This is a genomic window from Intrasporangium sp., assembly GCF_030452765.1.
In the GTDB taxonomy this organism is placed as follows: Bacteria; Actinomycetota; Actinomycetes; order Actinomycetales; family Dermatophilaceae; genus Intrasporangium_A.
Map to the genome: position 1 here is coordinate 1 of NZ_JAKDLO010000059.1, position 21,965 is coordinate 21,965.

Here is a 21,965-nt window from a genome sequence, read left to right on the forward strand (position 1 = left end):
ATCGAGAGTGCACCTCTCGTGATCGAGAGTGCACCAGTCGTGATCGAGAGTGCACTGGCGTGATGGGGCACCTCGGGCCGTACCCCCAGTAGGTGTCACATGAATCGCTGATCATCGACACTCCACAGCCACACGCACCAGCCCTGCGCTGTGCACAGATGCGAAGAGGTCGGTTCCATCCGACTTCGAACGACGGTCGAATCGAGGTGAGGCGAGATGGACTCGCCCGTGTCGAAGGAGCCCAGTCATGCAGCGTCTCATGAGGATCCGCCACGTCACCGCTGGAACCAGGCGTCGTCTCGCCGCCCTCGGTCGAGACCGTGGGATGACCACAGCTGAGTACGCCGTCGGGATCATGGCGGCCTGCACGTTTGCGCTCGTCCTCCTTGGCGTCGTCCGGTCCGATTCGGTCCGCTCAGCGCTGGCTGGCATCGTGCAGAACGCCCTTGGCCTCGCGGGCTGATGCAGGGTCGGCGCGACAGCGGGATGGTGACGGCGGAACTCGCCGTTGCCATCCCTGTCGTCGTTCTTGTTCTGGCGTTCTGCGCCGCGGGGATAGGTGCCGGGATCGACCAGATCCGCTGTGTCGACGCTGCCCGAACGGCGGCCCGGTCCGCGGCTCGGGGAGACCCCGTTGGCGAGTCGAGGATGCTTGGCGTGCGCGCGGCCCCGCATGGTGCTCACATCGAGGTTGACCGAGGCGGGTCTGAAGTCCGTGTCGTCGTGACCGTTCGGGCCGGCGGGATGGGCGGGTTCGTGCCCGGTTGGCATCTGCGTGCGGTGGCGACCGGTCCCGTGGAGGTGGGCGGCGCCGTGGAGGTGGGCGGGCCGTGAGGGCCGTCGGTGAACCGGGCGCGGAGCCCGTCGTGGCTGGGGGCGGCGGCGTGGTGCCGCGGTCCCGGGATCGTGGTTCAGCGACCGTCCTCGTGGTCGGCGCCATCGCGGCGCTGCTCGTGATGACCGCGGGAGCCTTGACCGTCGCCAGCGTCGTGACGGCCAGCCACCGAGCGCGCCTGGCCGCCGACCTGGCGGCGATCGCGGCGGCAATGTCCCTGCGGGAGACGAACGATCCGGGGTCAGCCTGCACGCGCGCAGCCGGCATCGCTGCGGGCAACGGCGGCCGGGTGACCGCCTGCCGGACCGATGGGCACGCCGTCACGATCACTGTCGAGGTCCGCGCATCTCGATGGCCTTCGCCTGCGGTGGCTCGAGCCCGGGCAGGCCCCGACGGGTCCTGACCACCTGCCCGGTCAACAGCCGAGGAGTCGGCTCCCAGCGGACTCCCAGCCTCCGGGTGTAAGAAGGCTAGCGCTGTGGCCACGTCCCAAGATCTTGCCGGACCGTCCAGCGGTTCGGCACTGGTTCTGGTGACGGTGCTCGAACAACTGCACAACATCGCATTCGCTGTCAGAGCCGTTACCTGGACCCGGTTCCAACGAGCTACCCGAGGGTTGGCAGACGGGCAGGTTCTGGCGTGACGTGTCAGGAGGTTCTTCATGGCACCGCAGACCGATCGCAACGGCGCCCCGCCGGCCAAGACACCGTTGCTTGTCGCTGCGGGGATCTGTGTGGCGATCCCTGTCGCCGCCCTGATGTGGGTCGGCTCGTACGCCAGGGAGGATCCTCGACTTGGCCCGGTCCCCTTCTTCTTCTGGTACCAGATGATGTGGGTCATCCTGACCGCCGGCTTCACCTACACGGCGTACCGGCTCGTCCTCAGGGCCCGTCCGCACCGCCCGATGACGGGCGACGGCGACGCACCGGATCGCCCAGGTCGCCACGGCACGAGCACGGAAGGCTCGGACCAGTGAACACACTTGCAGCCGCGAGCCTGCCGGCGGACCATACAGGGATCAACGGAGTCGCCCTGACCGTGCTGATCATCCTTTTCCTGATCGTTGCCGGGATGGGCTTCTGGGCCACCCGGTGGCGCAAGAGCGAGGCGGGGTTGGACTCGCTCGACGAGTGGGGCCTGGGTGGCCGAACGTTCGGGACGTGGATCACGTGGTTCCTCCTGGGCGGTGACCTGTACACGGCCTACACGTTCGTGGCTGTGCCGGCGGCGATGTTCGCGCTCGGGTCGGTCAGCGGGTTCTTCGCTGTCCCCTACACCGTCGTGCTCTACCCGATCATCTTCGTGTTCATGTCGCGGCTGTGGTCCGTCAGCCACCGGCACGGGTACGTCACCCCGGCTGACTTCGTCGAGGGACGGTATGGCTCACGCGGGCTCTCCCTCGCGGTGTCGGTCACCGGCATCCTGGCGATCCTTCCCTATATCGCGTTGCAGCTCGTCGGCATCCAGGCGGTGCTGGAGGTTGCCGGTGTCGGTGGCAGCAACGCGATCGCAAGGGACCTACCACTCTTCATCGCCTTCGCCGTGCTGGCCGCCTTCACCTACTCGAGCGGGCTGCGTGCGCCGGCGGTCATCGCGTTCGTCAAGGACACGCTGATCTACCTGGTCATCATCGTCGCTGTCATCTACCTGCCGGCCAAGGTCGGCGGTTGGGACCACATCTTCGATGCGGCCCAAGACAAGATGACGACGCCGAACCCTGCCACTGGCAAGCCTCCCGGCGCCTTCATCCCGGCCCCGGCACAGTTCTGGGCATACGGGACCCTGGCGCTCGGGTCGGCGTTGGCACTGTTCATGTACCCCCACTCGATCACGGCCACGCTGTCGTCCAAATCGCGCAACACTATCCGGCGCAACGCCTCCATCCTGCCGGCTTACAGCCTCCTGCTCGGCTTCCTCGCCCTGCTCGGCTGGGTCGCCATCGCGGCCGGCACCCAGCCCATCGCGCTGAACGGCGAGGCGAACCCGCAGCTGGTTGTGCCACAGCTGTTCGAGGACATGTTCCCGTCCTGGTTCGCGGGGGTGGGGTTCGCCGCCATCGCGATCGGCGCGCTCGTACCGGCCGCGATCATGTCGATCGCCGCCTCGAACACGTTCACCCGCAACATCTACCGGGAGTGGTTCCGCCCGGACGCGTCACCCGCGGAAGAGGCCAAGGTCAGCAAGCTGGTCTCCCTGGTGGTCAAGCTGTTCGCTGTGGTGTTCGTGCTCACCTTGCCGGCACAGAACGCGCTGAACTTCCAGCTGCTCGGCGGCATCTGGATCCTGCAGACGTTCCCGGCGATCGTCTACAGCCTCTACACTCGCTGGTTCCACCGCTGGGCGCTGCTCGGGGGGTGGGCTGTCGGCATGGTCTACGGCACCGTCAAGGCCTACAACAACGTCACCCCGGCCGGTGAGCATTTCGGCAGCTCGATCGCCAATATCGAGGGCATCGGACAGATGGGCTACATCGCGCTCACCGCGTTCGTCATCAACACTCTGGTCGCCGTCGTGCTGACGCTGATCTTCCGTGCCACCAAGGTGCCGGACGGTCGTGATGCCACGACGAAGAGCGACTACTTCGCAGATGCCGGCGACCCGAAGGTGCACGACATCCCGGAACTGACCGACTGACCGACGCAGCAGTCCAGCCACTCCGGGGGGGCCCGGCAGCGACCACCCATATTGTTGCGGTATGAGCGAACCGCGGCCCGATCTCGAGCAGCTTCGGTTGCTCGTGGCGATCGCCGACCACGGGAGCCTCGGGGCCGCATCCCGGTCCCTGGAGATCGCCCAGCCCAACGCGAGCCGGGCGCTGCGGAGACTTGAGCGCCAGCTCGGCCTCGAGCTGGTAGTCAGGGGACCGACCGGCTCCAGACTGACTCCGCAGGGCGCGGTTGTCGTCCACTGGGCCCGTGAGGTCGTCGAGGCGTCGGCGCGTCTCGTCACAGGTGCGAAGGCGCTCGCGTCCGAGAGCACCGAGAACCTCGCCATCGCCGCGAGCATGACGGTCGCCGAGCACCTTGTGCCACGGTGGCTGTCCGACTTCCGTGCCCGGCAGGCGCACGTTCGAGTCAACCTGAGCGTCTGCAACTCGCAGCAGGTCTTCGAGGGGATCGATCGTGACGAGTGTGACCTCGGCTTCGTCGAGTCTCCCGCCGTGCCGAGGGGGCTGCGTTGGACGGTGGTCGGGCAGGACGAGCTGCTCGTCGTCGTTGCTCCCGGCCACCCGTGGACCAGACGGCGTCGTCCTCTCACTGCCGCTGAGCTCGCCGCGACCCCCCTTGTCGTGCGCGAGCCCGGGTCGGGCACCCGGGTCAGCCTCGAGCACCAGCTGTCGGCTCACTCGATGGTCGAACCAGCCGTCGAGCTGGGCAGCAACGCTGCGGTCAAGGTCATGGCCGCCAGTGGCTCGGCACCAGCAGTCCTCAGCAGACTCGCCGTGGCCCAGGCGCTGGAGTCAGGCGAGCTCGTCGCAGTCCCGGTCGACGGGATGCGGTTGGGCCGTCGACTTCGCGGGGTCTGGCGCGGCGACCTCACCCGACCCGCCGGGGACTTCCTCGCGGCTGCACGCGCAGCCGCGCCGCGCTGAACGCTGCCGGTGTCCCCTGCCCGCCGCAGGTGGGAGCCGGCAGCCACAGGCCAGTCCCGCCGTTGCCCGGGCCAGGGCGGCTGCCTTGTGGTGGCGGCCACGCAGCCAGACAGCCAGGCGACCTGCTCCCGGATGCGGGGATCTGGGAGAGGCCGTGGGGTGGCAGGCACAGCCCGAGTCGAACACCCCCGGGATCAGGGCGTCGCGAGCAGGGTGATGCCTGCGAGCGCGGTCGACGCGACGACGACGGTCGACAGGGCCGCGAGGACCAACGGCTTCGCCCCGCCGCGACGCAGCGCCGCGACACGCACACCACACCCGAGTGAGAACATCGCCATCGTGAGTGCGACGGACTGAGCCAGGTGGACACCGCCCACGATGCTCTCGGGTACGACGCCCGTCGAGCGGAGCAGCGCCAGGGCGAGGAACGCCGTCACGAAGAGCGGCACGACCGGCGGGCGTGACGCCTGCGCCGAGGTCGCGCCGAGGCCGGTGCGGCGGCGCATCCACAAGGAGACCACGGCGAGCACCGGAGCCAGCATGAGCACTCGGCCGAGCTTGACGAGGACTGCGGCGGACAGCGCGGCCCCGCCGATCGTGCCTCCGGCGGCGACGACCTGCGCGACCTCGTGGATCGAGGCACCCGCCCAGAGCCCGATCTCGTGGTCGGGCATCCCGACGAGCTGGCCCGCGAGGGGGATGACGGGGATCATCATCGTCCCGAAGAGCACCACCAGTCCGATGGCGCTCGCCGCCTCCGACTCGTCCGCCTCGATGACGCCGTCCGCCGCGGCCACTGCTGCCGCCCCGCAGATCGAGAAGCCGCAGGCGATGAGCAGCCGTTGCGTGAGCCCGATCCCGAGCCATCGCCCGATGAACAGGGTCGAGAGGATCCCGACGCTGACGACGGAGACGATGACCCCGATCATCCCCGCCCCGAGCGCGACGATGTCGCCGAGCACGAGTTGGAGGCCGAGCAGTGCCACCCCGACCCGCAGCACGCGCTTCCCGACGACGGCCAGGCCCGGCGCGGTGGACTCGGGCAACACGCCGGAGTTGGCGAGCACGGCGCCGATGACGATGGCGACGAGCATCGAGCTCACGTCCGTCAGGTGAGCAGCGAGGAGGCCGATGCCGGCGCCCCCAGCGGCGACGACGACGCCGGGGCCGAGTCGGGCAGCCTGGGCGACCCCGTTCGTACGCGTGGACGGGGTTTCCGAGGCGGTGAGGATGGACACGTCTTCGAGGTTTTCGCACGGACGGCGGGGCCGCCAGACCACGATCAGGTATGTCGACATATCAGGTTGATATGGCGGATCTGCACTCTCGAGCAGGAGAAGTGCACTCTCGATCGGGAGAAGTGCACTCTCGATGTGGCGGTGTGCACTCTCGAGCGGGAGAAGTGCACTCTCGATCGGGAGAAGTGCACTCTCGATGTGGAGGAGTGCACTCTCGATGTGGAGGAGTGCACTCTCGATCAGGTGGCGGCGTGGCGCAGCGTCAGATCGAGCAGCACGACCGCGAGCCGCTTGTCGAGTGGCTCGTTGCCGTTGCCGCACTTCGGCGACTGGATGCACGACGGGCAGCCCTGCTCACATTCGCACGACGCGATTGCCTCCCGGGTCGCCTCGAGCCATTCGGGCGCCCGCCGGTAGCCGCGCTCGGCGAACCCGGCCCCACCGGGATGCCCGTCGTAGACCATGATCGTCGGCAGCCCGGTATCCGGGTGCAGGTCCGTCGAGACGCCGCCGATGTCCCAGCGGTCCGCGGTCGCGAACAGCGGCAGCATGCCGATGCAGGCGTGCTCGGCCGCGTGCGCGGCACCCGGGATGCACACCTCGTCGATGCCGGCATCCTCCAGCACCGCCACCGGAATCGTCCACCAGACCCCTTTGGTGTCGAGGGTTCTCGGCGGCAGGTCGAGCGGATGCTCGCCGAGGATCTCGCCGCTCGGCAGGCGCCGGAGGAACGACGTCACCTGCGTGCGCACTCGCACCCGTCCGAACGAGCACCGCAGCGGTCCCCAGTCGCGCTGCTCCAGCGGATCGACGATCTCGAAGTCGCTCACCGACCGTGCTTGGGTCGTCCAACCCGGGTCGCCTCGCACGACGAACGCGGCGTGGTCGTCGAGGTCGAGCTCGGTCACCACCCAGGTCTGCCCTTGGTGCAGGTGGACCGCTCCGGTGTGGATCTGGGCGTGCGAGGCAGCCTCGTCGACCGTGCCGACGACCCGACCCGTCCGGGACTCGACCACCCGGACCGGCTCGCCGGCGCCACGCAACGAGAGGTGGTCGGTGGGCCGGTCCTGCCGCGCCCAGTACCAACCGCGCGGCCGCTGCTTCAGAACCCCGCCGGCGACGAGCCGGTCGAGGACCGCCCCCATCCCGGCGCCGAAGTACACCTCGTCCGCCGCCGTGATCGGCAGCTCGGCCGCCGCAGCGGCGAGGTGCGGCCCGAGCACGTACGGGTTGTCCGGGTCGACGACGGCTGCCTCGACCCCGCGCCCGAAGATCGCCTCCGGGTGGTGGACCACGTACGTGTCGAGCGGGTCGTCCTCCGCGACGAGCACAGCGAGGCTCTCCTCCCCGGCCCGGCCGGCCCGGCCTGCCTGCTGCCACAGGGATGCCAGAGTTCCCGGCCAGCCGGCGAGCAGGACCGCGCCGAGCCCGCTGACGTCGACGCCCAGCTCGAGCGCGTTCGTCGCGGCGAGCCCGATCAGCTCTCTCGATCGCAAGGCGCTCTCCAGCTGCCGTCGCTCCTCGGGAAGATAGCCGCCACGGTATGCCGCTATCCGCCCTTCCAGCGACCCGCTCACTCGCTCTCGGGCGATCCGCGCGACGACCTCGACCGCGGCGCGGGACCTGGCGAAGGCGACTGTCTGCACGTCCGCTGCCGCGCACTGGGCCAGCAGGGAACCGGTCTCGGTCAGGGTGCTGACGCGCCTCGGCGCTCCGTCCGCGCCCAGCACGATCGGGGGTTCCCAGAGGGCGAAGGTCATCGCCCCGCGAGGAGAGCCGTCCTCGGTGACCGCGGTGAGCGGCATACCGAGGAGCCTGGCGGCGTGCTCCTGCGGATCGGCCACGGTGGCAGAGGCGAAGACGAACGTCGGCTCTGCGCGGTAGCGCGCGGCGACCCGGCGCAGCCGGCGCAGGACGGCAGCGAGGTGCGCGCCGAAGACGCCGCGATAGACGTGGCACTCGTCGACGACGACGTAGCGCAGGGCGCGCAGGAAGGAGGCCCACCGGTCGTGTCCCGGCAGCAGTGAGTGGTGCACGAGGTCGGGGTTGGTCAGCACGAGGGTGGCGTGGTCGCGGACCCAGCGCCGTTCGTCGGTCGGGGTGTCGCCGTCGTAGGTCGCCGGGCGCGCGCCGGGCAGTGCGAGCGCGTCGAGCCGGGCGAGCTGGTCAGCCGCGAGCGCCTTGGTCGGGGACAGGTAGAGGGCGGTCGCTCCACGACCGTTCGGGGCGCTCGTGCCGGCGACCAGGTCGGTCAGGACGGGCAGATGGAACGCCAGCGACTTGCCCGATGCCGTGCCCGTCGAGACGACGACGTGCTCGCCGCGATGGGCCGCCTCCGCGACGGCGACCTGGTGGGACCAGGGCCGTCCGATGCCCTGCCCGAGCAGGGCCGCGAGCAGCGTCGGGTCGGTCCACTCGGGCCAGTCGGCGGGCCGCGGTCGGCGGGCCGCGACCTGGTGGACGTGCAGCAACCGGGCCGGCTCGTCACCGGCGAGCAGGGACAGTAGCGCCGCGGGATCGACCGGCGCCCGCACCGCGAGGCCGCGACTCTCGTGCCGATCCTGCGCATTCATGTGGAGCTACGGTATGTCGCGGGGTACGGTTGCGAACGGGTGGGGGCCGCGTGGGCCGCCCGCTTGGCCATGTCTGTGACGGGTCGGGCCCGTCGCAAAGGACACGGAAGGACATTGGTGGACCTCTCGATCAACCGCGCCGACCGAGGCGAGCGCACCGTCATGACGCTCGGCGGTGAGATCGACGTGTACACCGCGCCGTTCGTGCGTGAGCGGCTCGACGAGGCAGTCCACGCGGGACGGGTCAACCTCATCGTCGACATGACGGGGGTGCGCTTCCTCGACTCGACGGGGCTCGGCGTGCTCGTCGGACGGCTCAAGCTGACCCGCAGCCTCGGCGGCTCCTTCCGGATCGTCGGCACGGACACACGCGTGCTCAAGGTCTTCGCGATCACCGGCCTCGACAAGGTCTTCGAGATCTATCCCACCCTGGCCGAGGCCGTCGCAGCGGCCGAGGCCGAGGCGGAGCCGGACGACCCGAGTCCTGTCGCTGGCGGGCTCGCGACAGGATCCGTCGATGTCGTCTTCGGGTTGGCCTCGACCGGTGACGCCGTTGAGAACGCCGACACCGCAGGTGGTGACGGTGCGAGCGGGAACGGTCCGCACGCCGGCGGCACGGGCGCGGAACGGGCCGCGACCTCCGCGGGGCCAGGCGACCGCGGCACGTGACCGCTCCGCCGGCCACCGACCCGGTGCTGGCCGGGCGCCTGCGCGCAGACCTGCTCGTCGCAGGGCTGACCGTCGACGGTGTGGCAGCCCGGCTCGGCACCCTCGCCGCCGCGGCCCTGCGGCGCGAACAATCGTTGCCCGCTCTCGTCGTCACGGACGATGCGACCGATGTGAGCGGCATCCTGCTCCGTCTCTTCACGCTGGGACGACCGGTGCCGGCAGCCGCACTCGACGCAGCGCTGCCCAGCCTCGGCGTGGCCGGTGCCATCGAGCTGGGCCTCGTCCGGGTGCTGCACGCCGAGCGCGAGCAGGAGGAGGTCGTGCAGGCGTGCTGCGACCTGCGCCCCTATGCCGACGACACTCACGACTGGTGGGTCGCCTCCGACCTCGGCAAGGCCGTGACAAGCGAACCACTGACCCCGGACCACGTGCTCGGCATCAGCGGTGCGTCGACGACCTTGGCGTCGTGGACGATCCGTCGGCCCGTGCGACGCGTGCTCGACCTCGGCGTCGGCTGCGGGGTGCAGGCTCTGCACCTTGCTGCGCACTGCGAGTCGATCGTGGGGACCGACGTCTCGGAGCGGGCGCTGGCGTTCGCGTCGTTCAACGCCGAGCTGGCCGGGGTTCGGCTCGACCTGCGGCACGGCGACCTGCTCGACCCGGTGGTGGGGGAGCGCTTCGACCTCGTCGTGAGCAACCCGCCGTTCGTCATCACGCCGCGCGACGGGGACGTGCCGTACTACATATACCGCGACGGTGGACGCGCCGGTGACACGCTCGTGCGCTCGCTCGTCCGATCGGTCGGAGAGGTGCTCGAGCCGGGCGGGGTGGCGCAGTTCCTCGGCAACTGGGAGGTGCCGGTCGGGCGGACCTGGCGCGACGTATGGTCCGAGTGGCTGGCCGGTGTCGGCCTCGACGCGTGGGTCGTCCAGCGCGAGGTGCAGGACCCGGCCGAGTACGCGGAGCTGTGGGCGCGCGACGGAGGGACGGTGCCCGGGACACCGGCGCACGACCGGATGTATGCCGCCTGGCTGCGCGACTTCGCCTCGCGCGGTGTCGAGTCGGTCGGCTACGGGTTCGTCACCTTGCAGCGGCCGGGGCTGGATCGGGAGCCGTGGGTGTCGCTCGACGAGGTGCCCGGTCCCGTCGCCGAGCCGATGGGGCCGACGATCGACGCCGGGCTGCGGGCGCGGACCTGGCTCGCGGAGCACCCCGACGACGACCTGCTGTCGGTGGCGTGGTCCTGTGCACCCGATGTGACGGAAGAGCGGTACGGCCGGCCCGGGGCCGAGGACCCGGCGGTCATCCTCGTGCGGCAGGGCGGCGGGCTGCGCCGGGTCGTGCAGGCTGGCACGTGGCTGGCCGGCTACCTGGGGGTGGCCGACGGGTCGCTGCGGGCCGGGGTGGCGCTCGATGCCATGGCGTCGGTGCTTGGGGTGTCGGAGGCTGAGGTGCGGGCCGAGCTGGTGCCGCAGATCCGTGACCTGGTGGCCGACGGGTTGCTCGTGCGCTGACCCCGATCGAGCGTGCAGTACTGCTGATCGAGCGTGCAGTAGTCGTGATCCAGCGTGCAGTAGTCGTGATCCAGAGTGCAGCTGTCGGGAACTAGCCGAGGTGGAGTCAAGCGCGAACCCCGAGTGAGTAGACACTCACTCCGGTTCAGCGGAAAACGAGGCCTGACCTGCAGGGTTGTGAGTGAGTGCTCACTCATTCATGCTGAAAGGTATGGCAGCAAAGCAGGGTCGGGCCGCGCCGATGGCCCCGGACGAGCGGCGAGAGGCGCTGGCCGACGTCTACGTCCGGCTCGCCCGCAGGTATGGGCGACGGCCGACGACGAGCGAGATCGCCCATGAGGCCGGCGTCGCCGAAGGAACCATCTATCGCGCCTTCGGGACGAAGGAGGATCTCGAGGCGGAAGCTGTCGAGGCGGCCTTCTGCCCTGGCCCGGTCCGCCGCCGCATCGCCGCGATCGACCCCGATCTCACCCCCCGCGAGCGCCTCGTCGAGTTCACCAGGCTCATGCAGCAGCGGTTCACCGACGTGTTCGGACTCATGGCTGCGCTCGGCCTGACCCAGCCGCCGGACCCGGACAACGGGCACGACGCGTGCTATGTCGCGGGGCACCATCGCGCCGGCACCGCCGGGTCGTGCACCCGGCGCCCGGTTCACCAGCCGCTGCTCGACTCCATCCACAAGCTCATCGACGACATGCGCGACGAGCTGACCGTCGAGCCGGCCGACGTGATCCATCGGATCCGGCTGCTGACCTTCTCGGCCAGCCACCCCGGCATCGCCGACGGGCGCCTGCTCACCCCCGAGGAGATCGTCTCCACCGTGCTCGACGGAGTGCGGGTTCGCGCGGAGGCCGCCGACAGCGACATACCGCGAAAACTGGTTGACGCTCACCTACCGGGAGCCTCTAGCGTCGTCACAGACCTCATCGCCCATCGCACCCCCCAAGACGTCGCCGAAGTCCATCTCCACGCCACGAACCGAAAGGGCAGCTGATGCTTCTGCGACTGCTGCGCCGCTACCTGCGGCCCTACAAGGGCGAGCTGTGGCTCATCGTTCTGCTCCAGCTCATCGGCACGATGGCTGCGCTCTACCTGCCCAGCCTGAACGGGCAGATCATCGACGACGGCGTGGCCAAGGGCGACACCGGATACATCATGCGCACCGGCGGGGTCATGCTCGCCGTCAGCTGCGTGCAGATCCTCGCCTCGGCCGGCGCCACCTATCTCGCGGCGCGTACGGCGATGGGCCTGGGCCGTGACGTCCGGTCGGCGCTCTTCCACACCGTCGGCGACTTCTCTGCCCAGGAGGTCACGAAGTTCGGCCCGCCGACGCTCATCTCCCGCAACACCAACGACGTGACTCAGGTCCAGATGGTCACCTTCATGGGGCTGACGATGCTCGTCATGACGCCGATCATGATGGTCGGCGGCATCTTCATGGCGCTGCGCGAGGACGTCGGGCTCTCGTGGCTCGTCGCCGTCGCCGTCCCCCTCCTCGGCCTCGTCGTCGGCTTCATCATCAGCAGGATGGTTCCGGAGTTCCGCCGCATGCAGACCTCGCTCGACAGCGTCAACCGCGTGCTGCGTGAGCAGATCACGGGTATCCGCGTCGTGCGGGCCTTCGTCCGGGAGCGGCACGAGGAGGAGCGCTTCGCCGTCTCGAACGGCGAACTGACGACCGCGGCCCTCAACGTCGGCCGGCTGATGGCCTTCATCTTCCCCATCGTCATGCTGATCTTCAACATGTCGTCGGTGGCCGTGATGTGGTTCGGCGGGCACCGCATCGCCAGCGGCGACATGCAGATCGGTCAGATGGTCGCCTTCCTGTCCTACCTGATCCAGATCCTCATGGCGGTCATGATGGCGACCTTCATGTCGACGTTGATCCCGCGCGCGGCGGTCTCCGCGGGCCGCATCGGCGAGGTGCTCGGCACGCGCACCAGCGTCGTAGAGCCGGAACGTCCGGTGTTGCTGCCCGAGGGGCCCGCCTCGGTCGAGTTCGACGGCGTCGACTTCCACTATCCCGGGGCGGAGTACTCCGTCCTGCACGGCCTGTCGTTCTCGGCCGCGCCCGGGCAGACGACTGCGGTCATCGGCTCGACCGGAGCCGGCAAGACGACGCTGCTCAATCTCGTCCCGCGCCTCTTCGACATCACCGGTGGCGCAGTCCGGATCGCCGGGATCGACGTGCGCGAGGCATCCCTCGACGACGTCTGGAGCCGGATCGGCCTGATCCCCCAGAAGGCGTACCTGTTCACCGGCACCGTCGCGACCAACCTGCGCTACGGCAATCCCGACGCCTCCGACGAGGAGCTCTGGGAGGCGCTGCGGGTCGCCCAGGCCAAGGACTTCGTCACAGAGATGGGCGGCCTCGACGCCCCGATCGCCCAGGGCGGGACCAACGTCTCCGGGGGGCAGCGGCAACGTCTCGCGATCGCCCGTGCCGTCGTCAAGGGGGCGGACATCTACCTCTTCGACGACTCGTTCTCCGCTCTCGACACCGCCACGGACGCGAGGCTGCGGTCTGCGCTCCGGCCGAGAACGGCATACGCCACCGTCATCGTGGTCGCCCAGCGGGTCTCGACGATCATCGACGCCGACCGCATCGTCGTCCTCGACGACGGCCGTGTCGTCGGCCAGGGCACCCACGACGAGCTCCTCGACACCTGTGGCACGTACCAGGAGATCGTCGAGTCCCAGCGAGCAGCGGAGGAGGTGGCCTGATGGCCGAGGGAGTCAAGACCGCCGAGGAGAAGGCAGCCGAGGCACGGCGCGGACCGGCGGGCGGGCGTCGTGGCGGCCCCCCGCACATGACGATGGGCCAGCCCGCCGAGAAGGCACTCGACTTCTGGCCGTCCGCCAAGCGCCTGATCGGGCTGCTGCGCCCCGATCGCGTGCTCGTGACCGTCATCGTCGCGCTGACGATCGTCTCGGTCATCCTGGCCTCGGTCGGGCCGAAGATCCTCGGCCACGCGACCGACCTGATCTTCGCCGGCTTCTTCGGGCAGATGTTCGGCAGGATGGCACCGGGCGCGACCAAGGAGCAGGTCATCGCGGGCCTGCAGGCCAGGGGCGACACGACCCAGGCCGACATGCTCGGCAGCATCGACTTCACCCCCGGTGTGGGCATCGACTTCGAGGCGGTCGGGCGCGTCCTGCTGCTCGTCATCGTCCTGTATGTCGTCGCCTCGCTCATCATGTTCGCCAGCGGGTGGATCCTCCAGTCCGTCCTGCAGCGGACCATGTACCGCCTGCGCGAGTCCGTCGAGACGAAGATCAACCGGCTGCCGCTGCCCTACTTCGACAAGCAGCCACGCGGTGAGCTGCTCTCGCGGGTGACCAACGACATCGACAACATCTCGCAGTCGCTGCAGCAGTCGCTGACCCAGCTGCTCAACTCGCTCTTCACCGTGCTCGCGGTCCTCGCCATGATGTTCTGGATCTCGTGGCTGCTCGCGCTCATCGCCCTCGTCTCGATCCCGATCTCGGTCGTCGTGACCGCGCTGATCGCCAAGCGGAGCCAGAAGCTGTTCGTCCAGCAGTGGCGCAACACCGGCGAGGTCAACAGCCTCGTCGAGGAGTCCTTCACCGGGCACGGCCTCGTCAAGGTCTTCGGCCGCCAGCGGGAGGTCCGCGCGGCGTTCGACGCGAAGAACGAGGAGCTGTTCAAGGCAAGCTTCGGCGCCCAGTTCATCAGTGGCCTGATCATGCCGGTGATGATGTTCGTCGGGAACCTCAACTACGTCGTCGTCGCGGTGGTCGGCGGGCTCAAGGTGGCCAGTGGCTCGATCAGCCTCGGCGATGTCCAGGCGTTCATCCAGTACACCCGCCAGTTCACCCAGCCGGTGACCCAGGTCGCATCCATGGCGAACGTCCTGCAGTCGGGTGTCGCCTCGGCCGAGCGGGTCTTCGAGGTTCTCGACGCCCCCGAGCAGGAGCCCGAGTCGAGCTCGCCGGCCGTGATCGAGGACCCGCGCGGAGCTGTGGCGTTCGAGGACGTCGACTTCTCCTACAACCCCGACACCGAGCTGATCCGCGACCTCGACCTGTCGGTCCACCCCGGCCAGACCGTCGCGATCGTCGGCCCCACCGGTGCCGGCAAGACGACGCTGGTCAACCTCATCATGCGGTTCTACGAGCTCGACGGCGGCCGGATCACCTTGGACGGCGTGGACATTCGCGACCTGACCCGGCACGGGCTGCGCTCCCGGATCGGGATGGTGCTGCAGGACACCTGGCTCTTCGCCGGCACCATCCGGGAGAACATCGCCTATGGCCGGCCGGGTGCCACGGAGGACGAGATCATCGCCGCGGCCAAGGCGACGTATGTCGACCGCTTCGTCCACTCGCTGCCGGGCGGCTACGACACGATGCTCGACGACGAGGGCTCGAACATCTCCGCCGGTGAGAAGCAGCTGCTGACCATCGCCCGGGCGTTCCTGTCCGACCCGGCACTGCTCATCCTCGACGAGGCGACGAGCTCGGTCGACACCCGCACGGAGCTGCTCGTCCAGCACGCGATGGCAGCACTGCGGTCCGACCGGACGAGCTTCGTCATCGCGCACCGCCTGTCGACGATCCGCGACGCCGACCTCATTCTCGTCATGGAGCACGGCCGGATCGTCGAGCAGGGCACGCACGCCGCGCTGCTCGAGCGCCACGGCGCATACGCCAGGCTGTATGCCGCTCAGTTCGCGGGTGCCGCGGCTGACGTTGACGAGGAGGCTGGGGTCGTGGGCCCGCCGGGTGCGGCTCCGGCGATGGCCGGGACGAGTGCCGGGCCGCCGCAGCCCGACGGCGTCGCACCGGAGGATCGCACCCAGACCTGACCGGTTCGTCCCGGCCGTCGGCGGGCGGAAGGACACGACTGGTCCCGGTCGCCTGGCCTGCCGTCGGCGGGCGGAAGAACACAACAAGTCCCGGTCGCCTGGCCTGCTCGTGCACGAGCAGGCCGGCTGGCCCGGACTTGTTGTGTCGTACTGCCCGGTAACTGCGCGGCCCGGTTCGCGGGCTGTGGAAAACCCGGGTGGTGCGGCACGGGGAGTGGGCAGGATCGGCGCATGACGACGGTCCCGGAGACACTCGAGCGGCTCGGCGGCGTCGCGACCCGTGCCGAGCTCCTGAGGTCCATCACCCACCGTCAGCTGGAGGCTGCCGTGCGCGACGGGTCCGTGCTCCGGCCGCGCCGCAACCGCTATGTCTCGCCTCAGCTCGAGACCACACGTGCCCTCGCGCACGAGCTGTCCGCCGTCGCGTCCCATCGCTCGGCTGCGCTCGAGCATGGCTGGAAGGTCAAGACGACTCCCGAGATCCCCGAGCTCACAGTCCCGCGCGGCCGCAAGCTCACTCCCGAGGCGAGGGCCGGTGCCGTGCTCCGGACTGGAGTCCTGACCAGGCAAGAACGGAAGGCCGGTGTCACCGCCCCACTGGCAACCGTCTTCGCCTGTGCCCGTGCGATGCCCTTCGACGAGGCGCTGGCCATCGCCGACTCGGCCCTGCGGTCCGGCACGGTCCGAGCCCGCGAGCTGGCCGCCGCCAGTAGGCAGGTCAGCGGCCCGGGACGGCCACAGGTGGTGCGGGTGCTTCGGCATGCCTCGCCCCGTGCCGCCAACCCGTTCGAGTCGGTGCTGCGGGCGATCAGCCTCGACGTGCCCGGGCTCGACCTTGTGCCACAGGTGCGGATCCAGGTCGCCGACGGGCTGTTCGTCGTCCCGGACCTGGTCGATCGAGTTCGGCGCATCGTCGTCGAGGCGGACAGTCATGAGTTCCACACGAAACGCCGGCAGCTCACTGCGGACTGCTGGCGCTACGCCGAGCTCGGCCTGGCCGGCTGGCGGGTCTTCCGGTTCAGCTGGGAGCAGGCGATGTTCGAGCAGGCCTGGGTCCGGTGGGTGCTCACCCGGGCGGTCGATCCGGGCGCTGCCCCGCCGATCGGTGCCAACATCTGGCTCGGCCCGGGCGGAAGAACACAACAAGTCCCGTCCGCGTACGTCGGCTGAGCACGACCAGGCGCCTCCCGCCTGACTTGTTGTGTCCTACTGCCCGTAACCTCCGGTTGTGCTTGGCGCGCGATGGGCGGACGGGGGCCCGGCGGCATCCGGTCGGTAGCCTTGGCGGGTGCCCGAGAACTCCACGCTGACCTTCCAGGACGCCCTGCTCACCCTCCAGAAGTTCTGGACCGACCGGGGCTGCATGGTCGTGCAGCCCTACAACACCGAGGTCGGCGCCGGCACGATGAACCCGGCCACCATCCTGCGCGTGCTCGGCCCCGAACCGTGGCGGGTCGCCTACGTCGAGCCGAGCGTGCGCCCCGACGACAGCCGCTACGGTGAGAACCCGAACCGCCTGCAGACGCACACCCAGTTCCAGGTGATCTTGAAGCCCGACCCGGGCAACCCGCAGGAGCTCTACCTCGAGTCGCTCGAGGCGCTCGGCATCGACCTGACCGCCCACGACGTCCGCTTCGTCGAGGACAACTGGCAGCAGCCCGCGATCGGCGCTTGGGGCCTGGGCTGGGAGGTCTGGCTCGACGGCATGGAGATCACCCAGTTCACCTACTTCCAGCAGGTCGGCGGCCAGAACCTCGAGCCCGTCTCGGTCGAGCTGACCTACGGCATGGAGCGGATCATGATGGCCCTGCAGGGCAAGACCCACTTCAAGGACATGGAGTACTCGCCCGGCATCAGCTACGGCGAGGTCTTCGGGCAGAGCGAGTACGAGATGTCGCGCTACTACCTCGACGATGCCGACGTCCCCACCAGCCAGGTGCTCTTCGAGTCGTACACGGCCGAGGCACAGCGGATGATCGACACACGCCTGCCCGTCCCGGCACACACGTACGTCCTGAAGAGCTCGCACGCGTTCAACGTCCTCGACTCGCGCGGCGCGATCTCGACGACGGAACGCGCCAAGGCCTTCGGCACGATGCGCCGTCTGTCCCGCGAGGTGTCACGGCTGTGGGTCGAGCGTCGTGAGGAGCTCGGGTTCCCTCTGCTGGCAAACGAGCTCGCGCCGATGCAGGGGCGAGCCATCCTGCCGCCGTCGCGCGGTGCCACAGGTGAGTATGCCGCTGAGCTGGGCGACCTCGCCGGCGCGGCCCCGCGGTTGCTGGCCGTCGAGATCGGTCTCGAGGAGCTCCCACCGCACGTCGTCGACCAGGCGATCGAGCAGGTGCACGCCGGCCTGCTCAGGGGCCTCGGCGCGAGTCGGCTCGAGCACGGAGACGTGTCGGTCGTCGGGACGCCCCGGCGAATCCTCGCGCTCGTGCCTGAGGTGGCGAGCCATGAGCCGGACGCCGAGACTCTCCGCAAGGGACCCAAGGTCACTGCTGCGTTCGACGCAGACGGCAACCCGACGAGGGCGGCCGAGGGATTCGCGCGCGGGCAGAAGGTTGGGGTGGCTGATCTGGTCAGGGCCCAGTTCGACGGCGCCGAGCACGTGGCCGTCGCGGTGCACCAGTCGGGCCGCGAGGTCCGTGAGGTCGTCGGCTCCATTGTCGCAGAGGTGATCTCGAGCCTGCGGGCCGACAAGAACATGCGCTGGGGCGATCCGGTCCTCAGCTACAGCCGCCCGATCCGGTGGGTCGTGGCCCTCTGGGGCGAGACCGTGGTCCCGGTGCAGGTGTCCGAGCTGGCATCGGGTCGCACGACCTACGTCGACCGCGGTGCGCGCGGGCCTCTCGTCGAGATCGAGAACGCGTCGGTGCTCGTGCCCAAGCTCGAGGAGAGGGGAATCGTCCTGGACCCGGTGGTGCGTCGCGCCTCTGTCGTCGAGCAGGCGCAGGCGCTTGCCACGCAGGTCGGTGGCGTCGTCGACGTCGAGGCGGAGTCCGATCTCGTCGACGAGATCACCAACCTCGTCGAGGCGCCACACGGGATTCGCGGCTCGTTCGAGGAGCGCTACCTCGAGCTGCCGGAGCAGATCCTCACGACGGTCATGCGCAAGCACCAGCGTTATCTGCCAGTACGATCCGCTGACGGGGCCCTCATGCCCCACTTCGTCACCATGGCCAACGGCGACTGCGACGACGACCTCGTGCGGGTCGGCAACGAGAACGTCCTGCGGGCCCGCTACGAGGATGCCGCCTTCTTCTTCGCCGCCGACCTCAAGGTGCCGGTCGACGACCTGCGGGCCGGTATCGCCAAGCTCACCTTCGAGGACCGGATCGGCTCGATGGCCGACCGGGCCGACCGGATCGGCGACGTCGCCGCAACCTTGGCCGAGGCCGGAGGCGCCGCCCTCGAGGAGGCCGAGGCACGTACCCTGACGCGAGCGGGCGAGCTCGCGAAGTTCGACCTCGCCTCGCAGATGGTCGTCGAGCTGTCCAGCCTCGCAGGTACGATGGCGCGCGAGTACGCATCCCGGGCGGGGGAGACTCCGCAGGTCGCCACGGCGCTCTACGAGATGGAGCTGCCCCGCTCGGCGGGCGACGCCCTGCCCGCGAGCCGCCCCGGCGCTCTCCTCGCGTTGGCCGACCGGTTCGACCTGCTCATGGCGATGTTCGCCCTCGGGGCCAAGCCGACCGGCTCGTCCGACCCCTTCGCGCTGCGGCGCGCGGCGCTGGGTGTCATCGCCATCCTGCGCTCCCAACCGTCGCTGGCCGGCATCTCGGTCCGGCGTGGCCTGGTGGTCGCTGCGAACCGGCTCCGGAAGCAGGGCCTCGAGGTGTCCGACGAGTCGATCGACACGGCAACCGAGTTCGTGACCGGCCGCTTCGCTCAGCAGCTCCACGACGAGGGTGTTCCGGTATCCCTGGCCGCCGCGGTGCAGCCGCTCGCCGACGCGCCGGGCAAGGCCGAGGCAGCCCTGCACGACATCGAGGCGGTCAGCGGCCGAGACGGTTTCCCGCGGCTCGTAGAGGCCACCCAACGCATCACCCGCCTTGTCCCGGAAGGGAGCTCGGCGGCATACGACCCGGGGGCGCTGAGCGAGGACGCGGAGCTCGCGCTGCACGAGAAGGTCGCTGCGCTGGCAGACCTCGCCGGGGGCGGGCTGCCGGCGTGGGCCGAGGCGGCCGGGCCGATGGTGCCGGTGCTGGAGCGGTTCTTCGACGAGGTGCTCGTCATGGCACAGGAGCCGGAGTTGCGGGCGGCCCGGCTGGGGCTGCTGCAGACGATCGTGGATCGGGCGCCGCGCGGGATCGACTGGCGCGCCCTGCACTCCGCGCTCGCAGACTGATCGACTGACCGACCCGCTCACACCCCCTCACATCGAGAGTGCAGTAGTCGTCATCGAGAGTGCAGTAGTCCTCATCGAGCGTGCACAAAACCCGATCGAGCGTGCACAAAACCCGATCGAGCGTGCATCACCGGGCACGCCCGCGACGTCACCGGGCTCGGCGACCAGCTCGACGCCTGAGAGCCCGCGGGGTCAGCCGGCGATGAGCAGGCCTGCCAGCGCTGCCCCGACGCGGGCCACCTCATCCACCGTGTTGTGCACGTGGAAGGAGACCCGCAGCCGCCCCGCCCGGTGTGCCGCGACAACGTGGTAGCGCTGCAACACGGCCGAGACCTGCGCGTCCGCGTCCGGCACGGCCTCGAGCGAGAGGATGGCCGAGCTGGATACCGGCAGGCCGGCCGCAGCGGCGAAGGCGCGTGACACCTCGAGCGCGTGGTCCTGCAACGCACGAGGGCCTATCCCGGCCAGGAACTCGAGCGACTTCTCGGCACCGACCCAGGCCGGCCATCCCGGTGACACGTCGAACCGTCGGGCGTTGCCCGCGAGACGCAGCGGCAGGCCGTAGATGCTCGACCACACGTCCTCACCGGCGAACCAGCCCGCCGCAAGTGGCCGGAGCAGGTCGACCACATCGGGCGCGACGGTGAGGAACGCTGTGCCGCGTGGCCCGAGGAGCCACTTGTAGCCACTCGTCACCGTGGCGTCGAAACGGCTCGCGTCGAGGTCGAGCCACCCGGCGGACTGGGTGAGGTCGACGAGCACACGTGCGCCATGACGTCGGGCCGCCGCCTCGACCGCGTCGAGGTCGGCGAGTCGCCCGTCGGCGGACTGGACGGCCGCGACGGCAACCCACGCGGTCGACGGACCGACCTCGTCGGCGACCTCGCCGAGCGGCACCTCTCGGACCTGAACCCCACGGTCGGCGTGTGCCGCGAACGGGAACGTCACACTGGTGAACTCACCCTCGGCCACGACGACCTCGCCGCCATCCGGTACGGCGGCTGCGACCAGCCCGACCAGTGGCGACGCCTGGTGCCCGAGCGCAACGAGGGACGGGTCGACGTGCACGAAGTCGGCAAAGCGTCTGCGAGCGCGCTCGACCAGGGGGTCGTAGTCGGCCGGCTCACGTCGCCCGGCAGCCCAGAGCCTGATGTCGTCGCTCACGGCAAGGCTCGTCACCGCAGGCGGCAGACCGATCGACGCCGTGTTGAGGTAGCACGCCTCTGTTGTGAACTCTGCTGCCGCGGACCAGGTCATGGGACGAGGTTGCCACGTCGCCGCCGTCGCCCCGACGACGGGGTCGCCGGCCAGCGCCAGGAACGGCATGACGTCCCCGGTGGAGCCCAGGGCCGGCATCAGCACATCAGCACCGTCATGGCGCGAAGAACTGCAGGCGGACGTCGCCGTCGACGGCGACTGGGAGGGTGGGGCTGGCGGGGTTCAGGGCGCACGTGCTGCCCGACTGCCGGCACAGCACGAGGAACATCCGATCGCCCTTCTGCACGAGCAGCCGCCACCCCCGGTAGCGGTAGGCGAACTGCTGACCCTCCGCGCGAGGCAGCGCCGTCTCGACGCTGCCGGCGTAAGGGAGGTAGAGGCGCTCCTTCGTGTCGAAGACGACTTGCGGCAACCGCTCGAGATGGGCTGCCTGCTCGCGTGCCAGACCGGCTCCGGACCACTGGGCCACCGTCGCGTTCGCCCAGAACACCCCGGCCGCTACGAGGATCCACAGACCGACTCGGGCCGCCACGGGTGCCCCGCGCAGGCCGATGACGTATGCCGTCACCGTGCCGCCGGCTGCCACCACGAGTGGGGTCACCAGCGGGTAGTAGGGCCAGCCCTCGACCAGCGGATAGGTGAAGATCAGCCCGAGACCCACAGCGAGCAGGACGCCTCCTACCACCATGCCCGCGCCGGAGTGCGAGACCAGCCAAGGACGCAGGCGGTGGGCCAGGACCACAGCGACGGCGGCCACGAGCGGCAGGACGATGAGCGGCACGAGCAGTGGCTGCCCGCTGCGCATGACGAGGTCCTGGGTGGTCAGGCCCACCGTGTCGACGTCGAGGCCGAAGAAGAGGTACTGGGCCCGGGTGGAGACATAGCCGAAGTAGAACAGCAAGGTGCTGATGGCCGTGATCGGGGCGACGATGCTGCCGCCGATGCTCAGCCATCGCTCCCAGGAGGCATGTCGTGCCTCGGCCATTCAGGCACCGCTGCCCGTCGTGATGACGGTCTCGCCGGTGCTCCCGCCGCCGATACCGCTCGCGCCGTCGATGCTGCTCGGGTGGTCTGCCGTGCTCGCACCTCCCTGACCCGTGCCGGGGCTCGTCGTCCACGCCTCGGGGGGTGGATTCAGCGGTATGGTGA

At 69.8% G+C, this 21,965-nt stretch carries 16 protein-coding genes and 1 pseudogene; 13 read left to right on the forward strand and 4 right to left on the reverse strand.

Features of this window, described 5'->3' with window-relative positions; genetic code table 11:
- Nucleotides 1-247: 247 nt before the first annotated feature.
- The 6 genes from L0H79_RS09495 to L0H79_RS09520 all read left to right on the forward strand — a co-directional run bounded on the left by L0H79_RS09495 (nt 248) and on the right by L0H79_RS09520 (nt 4,427).
- Nucleotides 248-463, forward strand: coding sequence for a DUF4244 domain-containing protein (locus L0H79_RS09495; protein ID WP_301484354.1), 216 nt, complete (start codon nt 248-250; stop codon nt 461-463).
- Nucleotides 464-486: 23 nt separating this feature from the next.
- Complete coding sequence (locus L0H79_RS09500; protein ID WP_301484355.1) at nt 487-834, forward strand: TadE family type IV pilus minor pilin; 348 nt, start codon at nt 487-489, stop codon at nt 832-834.
- Nucleotides 831-1,238 carry an Rv3654c family TadE-like protein gene (locus tag L0H79_RS09505; protein ID WP_301484356.1) on the forward strand — a complete coding sequence of 136 codons (408 nt, stop codon included), beginning with the start codon at nt 831-833 and terminating at the stop codon, nt 1,236-1,238. Before L0H79_RS09500 ends, L0H79_RS09505 begins: the two co-directional genes overlap by 4 nt.
- A gap of 258 nt (nt 1,239-1,496) precedes the next feature.
- The gene (locus L0H79_RS09510; RefSeq protein ID WP_301484357.1) at nt 1,497-1,811 is read left to right on the forward strand and encodes a DUF3311 domain-containing protein; all 315 of its coding nucleotides are present in this window, start codon (nt 1,497-1,499) and stop codon (nt 1,809-1,811) included.
- Nucleotides 1,808-3,469 (forward strand): monocarboxylate uptake permease MctP, encoded by a 1,662-nt coding sequence (gene mctP, locus L0H79_RS09515; RefSeq protein ID WP_301484358.1) that lies wholly within the window; start codon nt 1,808-1,810, stop codon nt 3,467-3,469. The genes L0H79_RS09510 and mctP overlap by 4 nt, the downstream gene beginning before the upstream one ends.
- Nucleotides 3,470-3,530: 61 nt before the next feature.
- A complete protein-coding gene (locus L0H79_RS09520; RefSeq protein WP_301484359.1) occupies nt 3,531-4,427 on the forward strand; it encodes a LysR family transcriptional regulator in 897 nt (298 codons plus the stop codon).
- 194 nt (nt 4,428-4,621) lie between these two features.
- Here the strand turns inward: L0H79_RS09520 and L0H79_RS09525 are convergent, their stop codons facing one another.
- Both L0H79_RS09525 and L0H79_RS09530 read right to left on the reverse strand, forming a co-directional pair.
- The gene (locus L0H79_RS09525; RefSeq protein ID WP_301484360.1) at nt 4,622-5,665 is read right to left on the reverse strand and encodes a YeiH family protein; all 1,044 of its coding nucleotides are present in this window, start codon (nt 5,663-5,665) and stop codon (nt 4,622-4,624) included.
- Between the two features lie 239 nt (nt 5,666-5,904).
- Complete coding sequence (locus L0H79_RS09530; protein ID WP_301484361.1) at nt 5,905-8,238, reverse strand: DEAD/DEAH box helicase; 2,334 nt, start codon at nt 8,236-8,238, stop codon at nt 5,905-5,907.
- Between the two features lie 117 nt (nt 8,239-8,355).
- Between L0H79_RS09530 and L0H79_RS22220 the strand changes: the two are divergent.
- The 7 genes and pseudogenes from L0H79_RS22220 to L0H79_RS09565 form a co-directional block, all read left to right on the forward strand.
- Nucleotides 8,356-8,694: pseudogene (locus L0H79_RS22220) on the forward strand (STAS domain-containing protein); the annotation flags it as partial.
- A 209-nt stretch (nt 8,695-8,903) separates the two neighbouring features.
- The gene (locus L0H79_RS09540) at nt 8,904-10,421 is read left to right on the forward strand and encodes a class I SAM-dependent methyltransferase (RefSeq protein WP_301484363.1); all 1,518 of its coding nucleotides are present in this window, start codon (nt 8,904-8,906) and stop codon (nt 10,419-10,421) included.
- 211 nt (nt 10,422-10,632) lie between these two features.
- A complete protein-coding gene (locus tag L0H79_RS09545) occupies nt 10,633-11,415 on the forward strand; it encodes a TetR/AcrR family transcriptional regulator (protein ID WP_301484364.1) in 783 nt (260 codons plus the stop codon).
- On the forward strand, nt 11,415-13,145 hold the full coding sequence (locus L0H79_RS09550; protein ID WP_301484365.1) for an ABC transporter ATP-binding protein: 1,731 nt from the start codon (nt 11,415-11,417) through the stop codon (nt 13,143-13,145). The genes L0H79_RS09545 and L0H79_RS09550 overlap by 1 nt, the downstream gene beginning before the upstream one ends.
- Nucleotides 13,145-15,250 (forward strand): ABC transporter ATP-binding protein, encoded by a 2,106-nt coding sequence (locus L0H79_RS09555; RefSeq protein ID WP_301484366.1) that lies wholly within the window; start codon nt 13,145-13,147, stop codon nt 15,248-15,250. The genes L0H79_RS09550 and L0H79_RS09555 overlap by 1 nt, the downstream gene beginning before the upstream one ends.
- A 231-nt stretch (nt 15,251-15,481) precedes the next feature.
- A complete protein-coding gene (locus L0H79_RS09560) occupies nt 15,482-16,420 on the forward strand; it encodes a hypothetical protein (protein ID WP_301484367.1) in 939 nt (312 codons plus the stop codon).
- 118 nt (nt 16,421-16,538) lie between these two features.
- The gene (locus tag L0H79_RS09565; protein WP_301484368.1) at nt 16,539-19,598 is read left to right on the forward strand and encodes a glycine--tRNA ligase; all 3,060 of its coding nucleotides are present in this window, start codon (nt 16,539-16,541) and stop codon (nt 19,596-19,598) included.
- A 192-nt stretch (nt 19,599-19,790) separates the two neighbouring features.
- Here the strand turns inward: L0H79_RS09565 and L0H79_RS09570 are convergent, their stop codons facing one another.
- On the reverse strand, nt 19,791-20,954 hold the full coding sequence (locus tag L0H79_RS09570; RefSeq protein ID WP_301484370.1) for an aminotransferase class V-fold PLP-dependent enzyme: 1,164 nt from the start codon (nt 20,952-20,954) through the stop codon (nt 19,791-19,793).
- A gap of 16 nt (nt 20,955-20,970) precedes the next feature.
- Nucleotides 20,971-21,801: a hypothetical protein gene (locus L0H79_RS09575; protein ID WP_301484369.1), complete on the reverse strand. Its 831-nt coding sequence runs from the start codon at nt 21,799-21,801 to the stop codon at nt 20,971-20,973.
- Between the last annotated feature and the right edge of the window lie 164 nt (nt 21,802-21,965).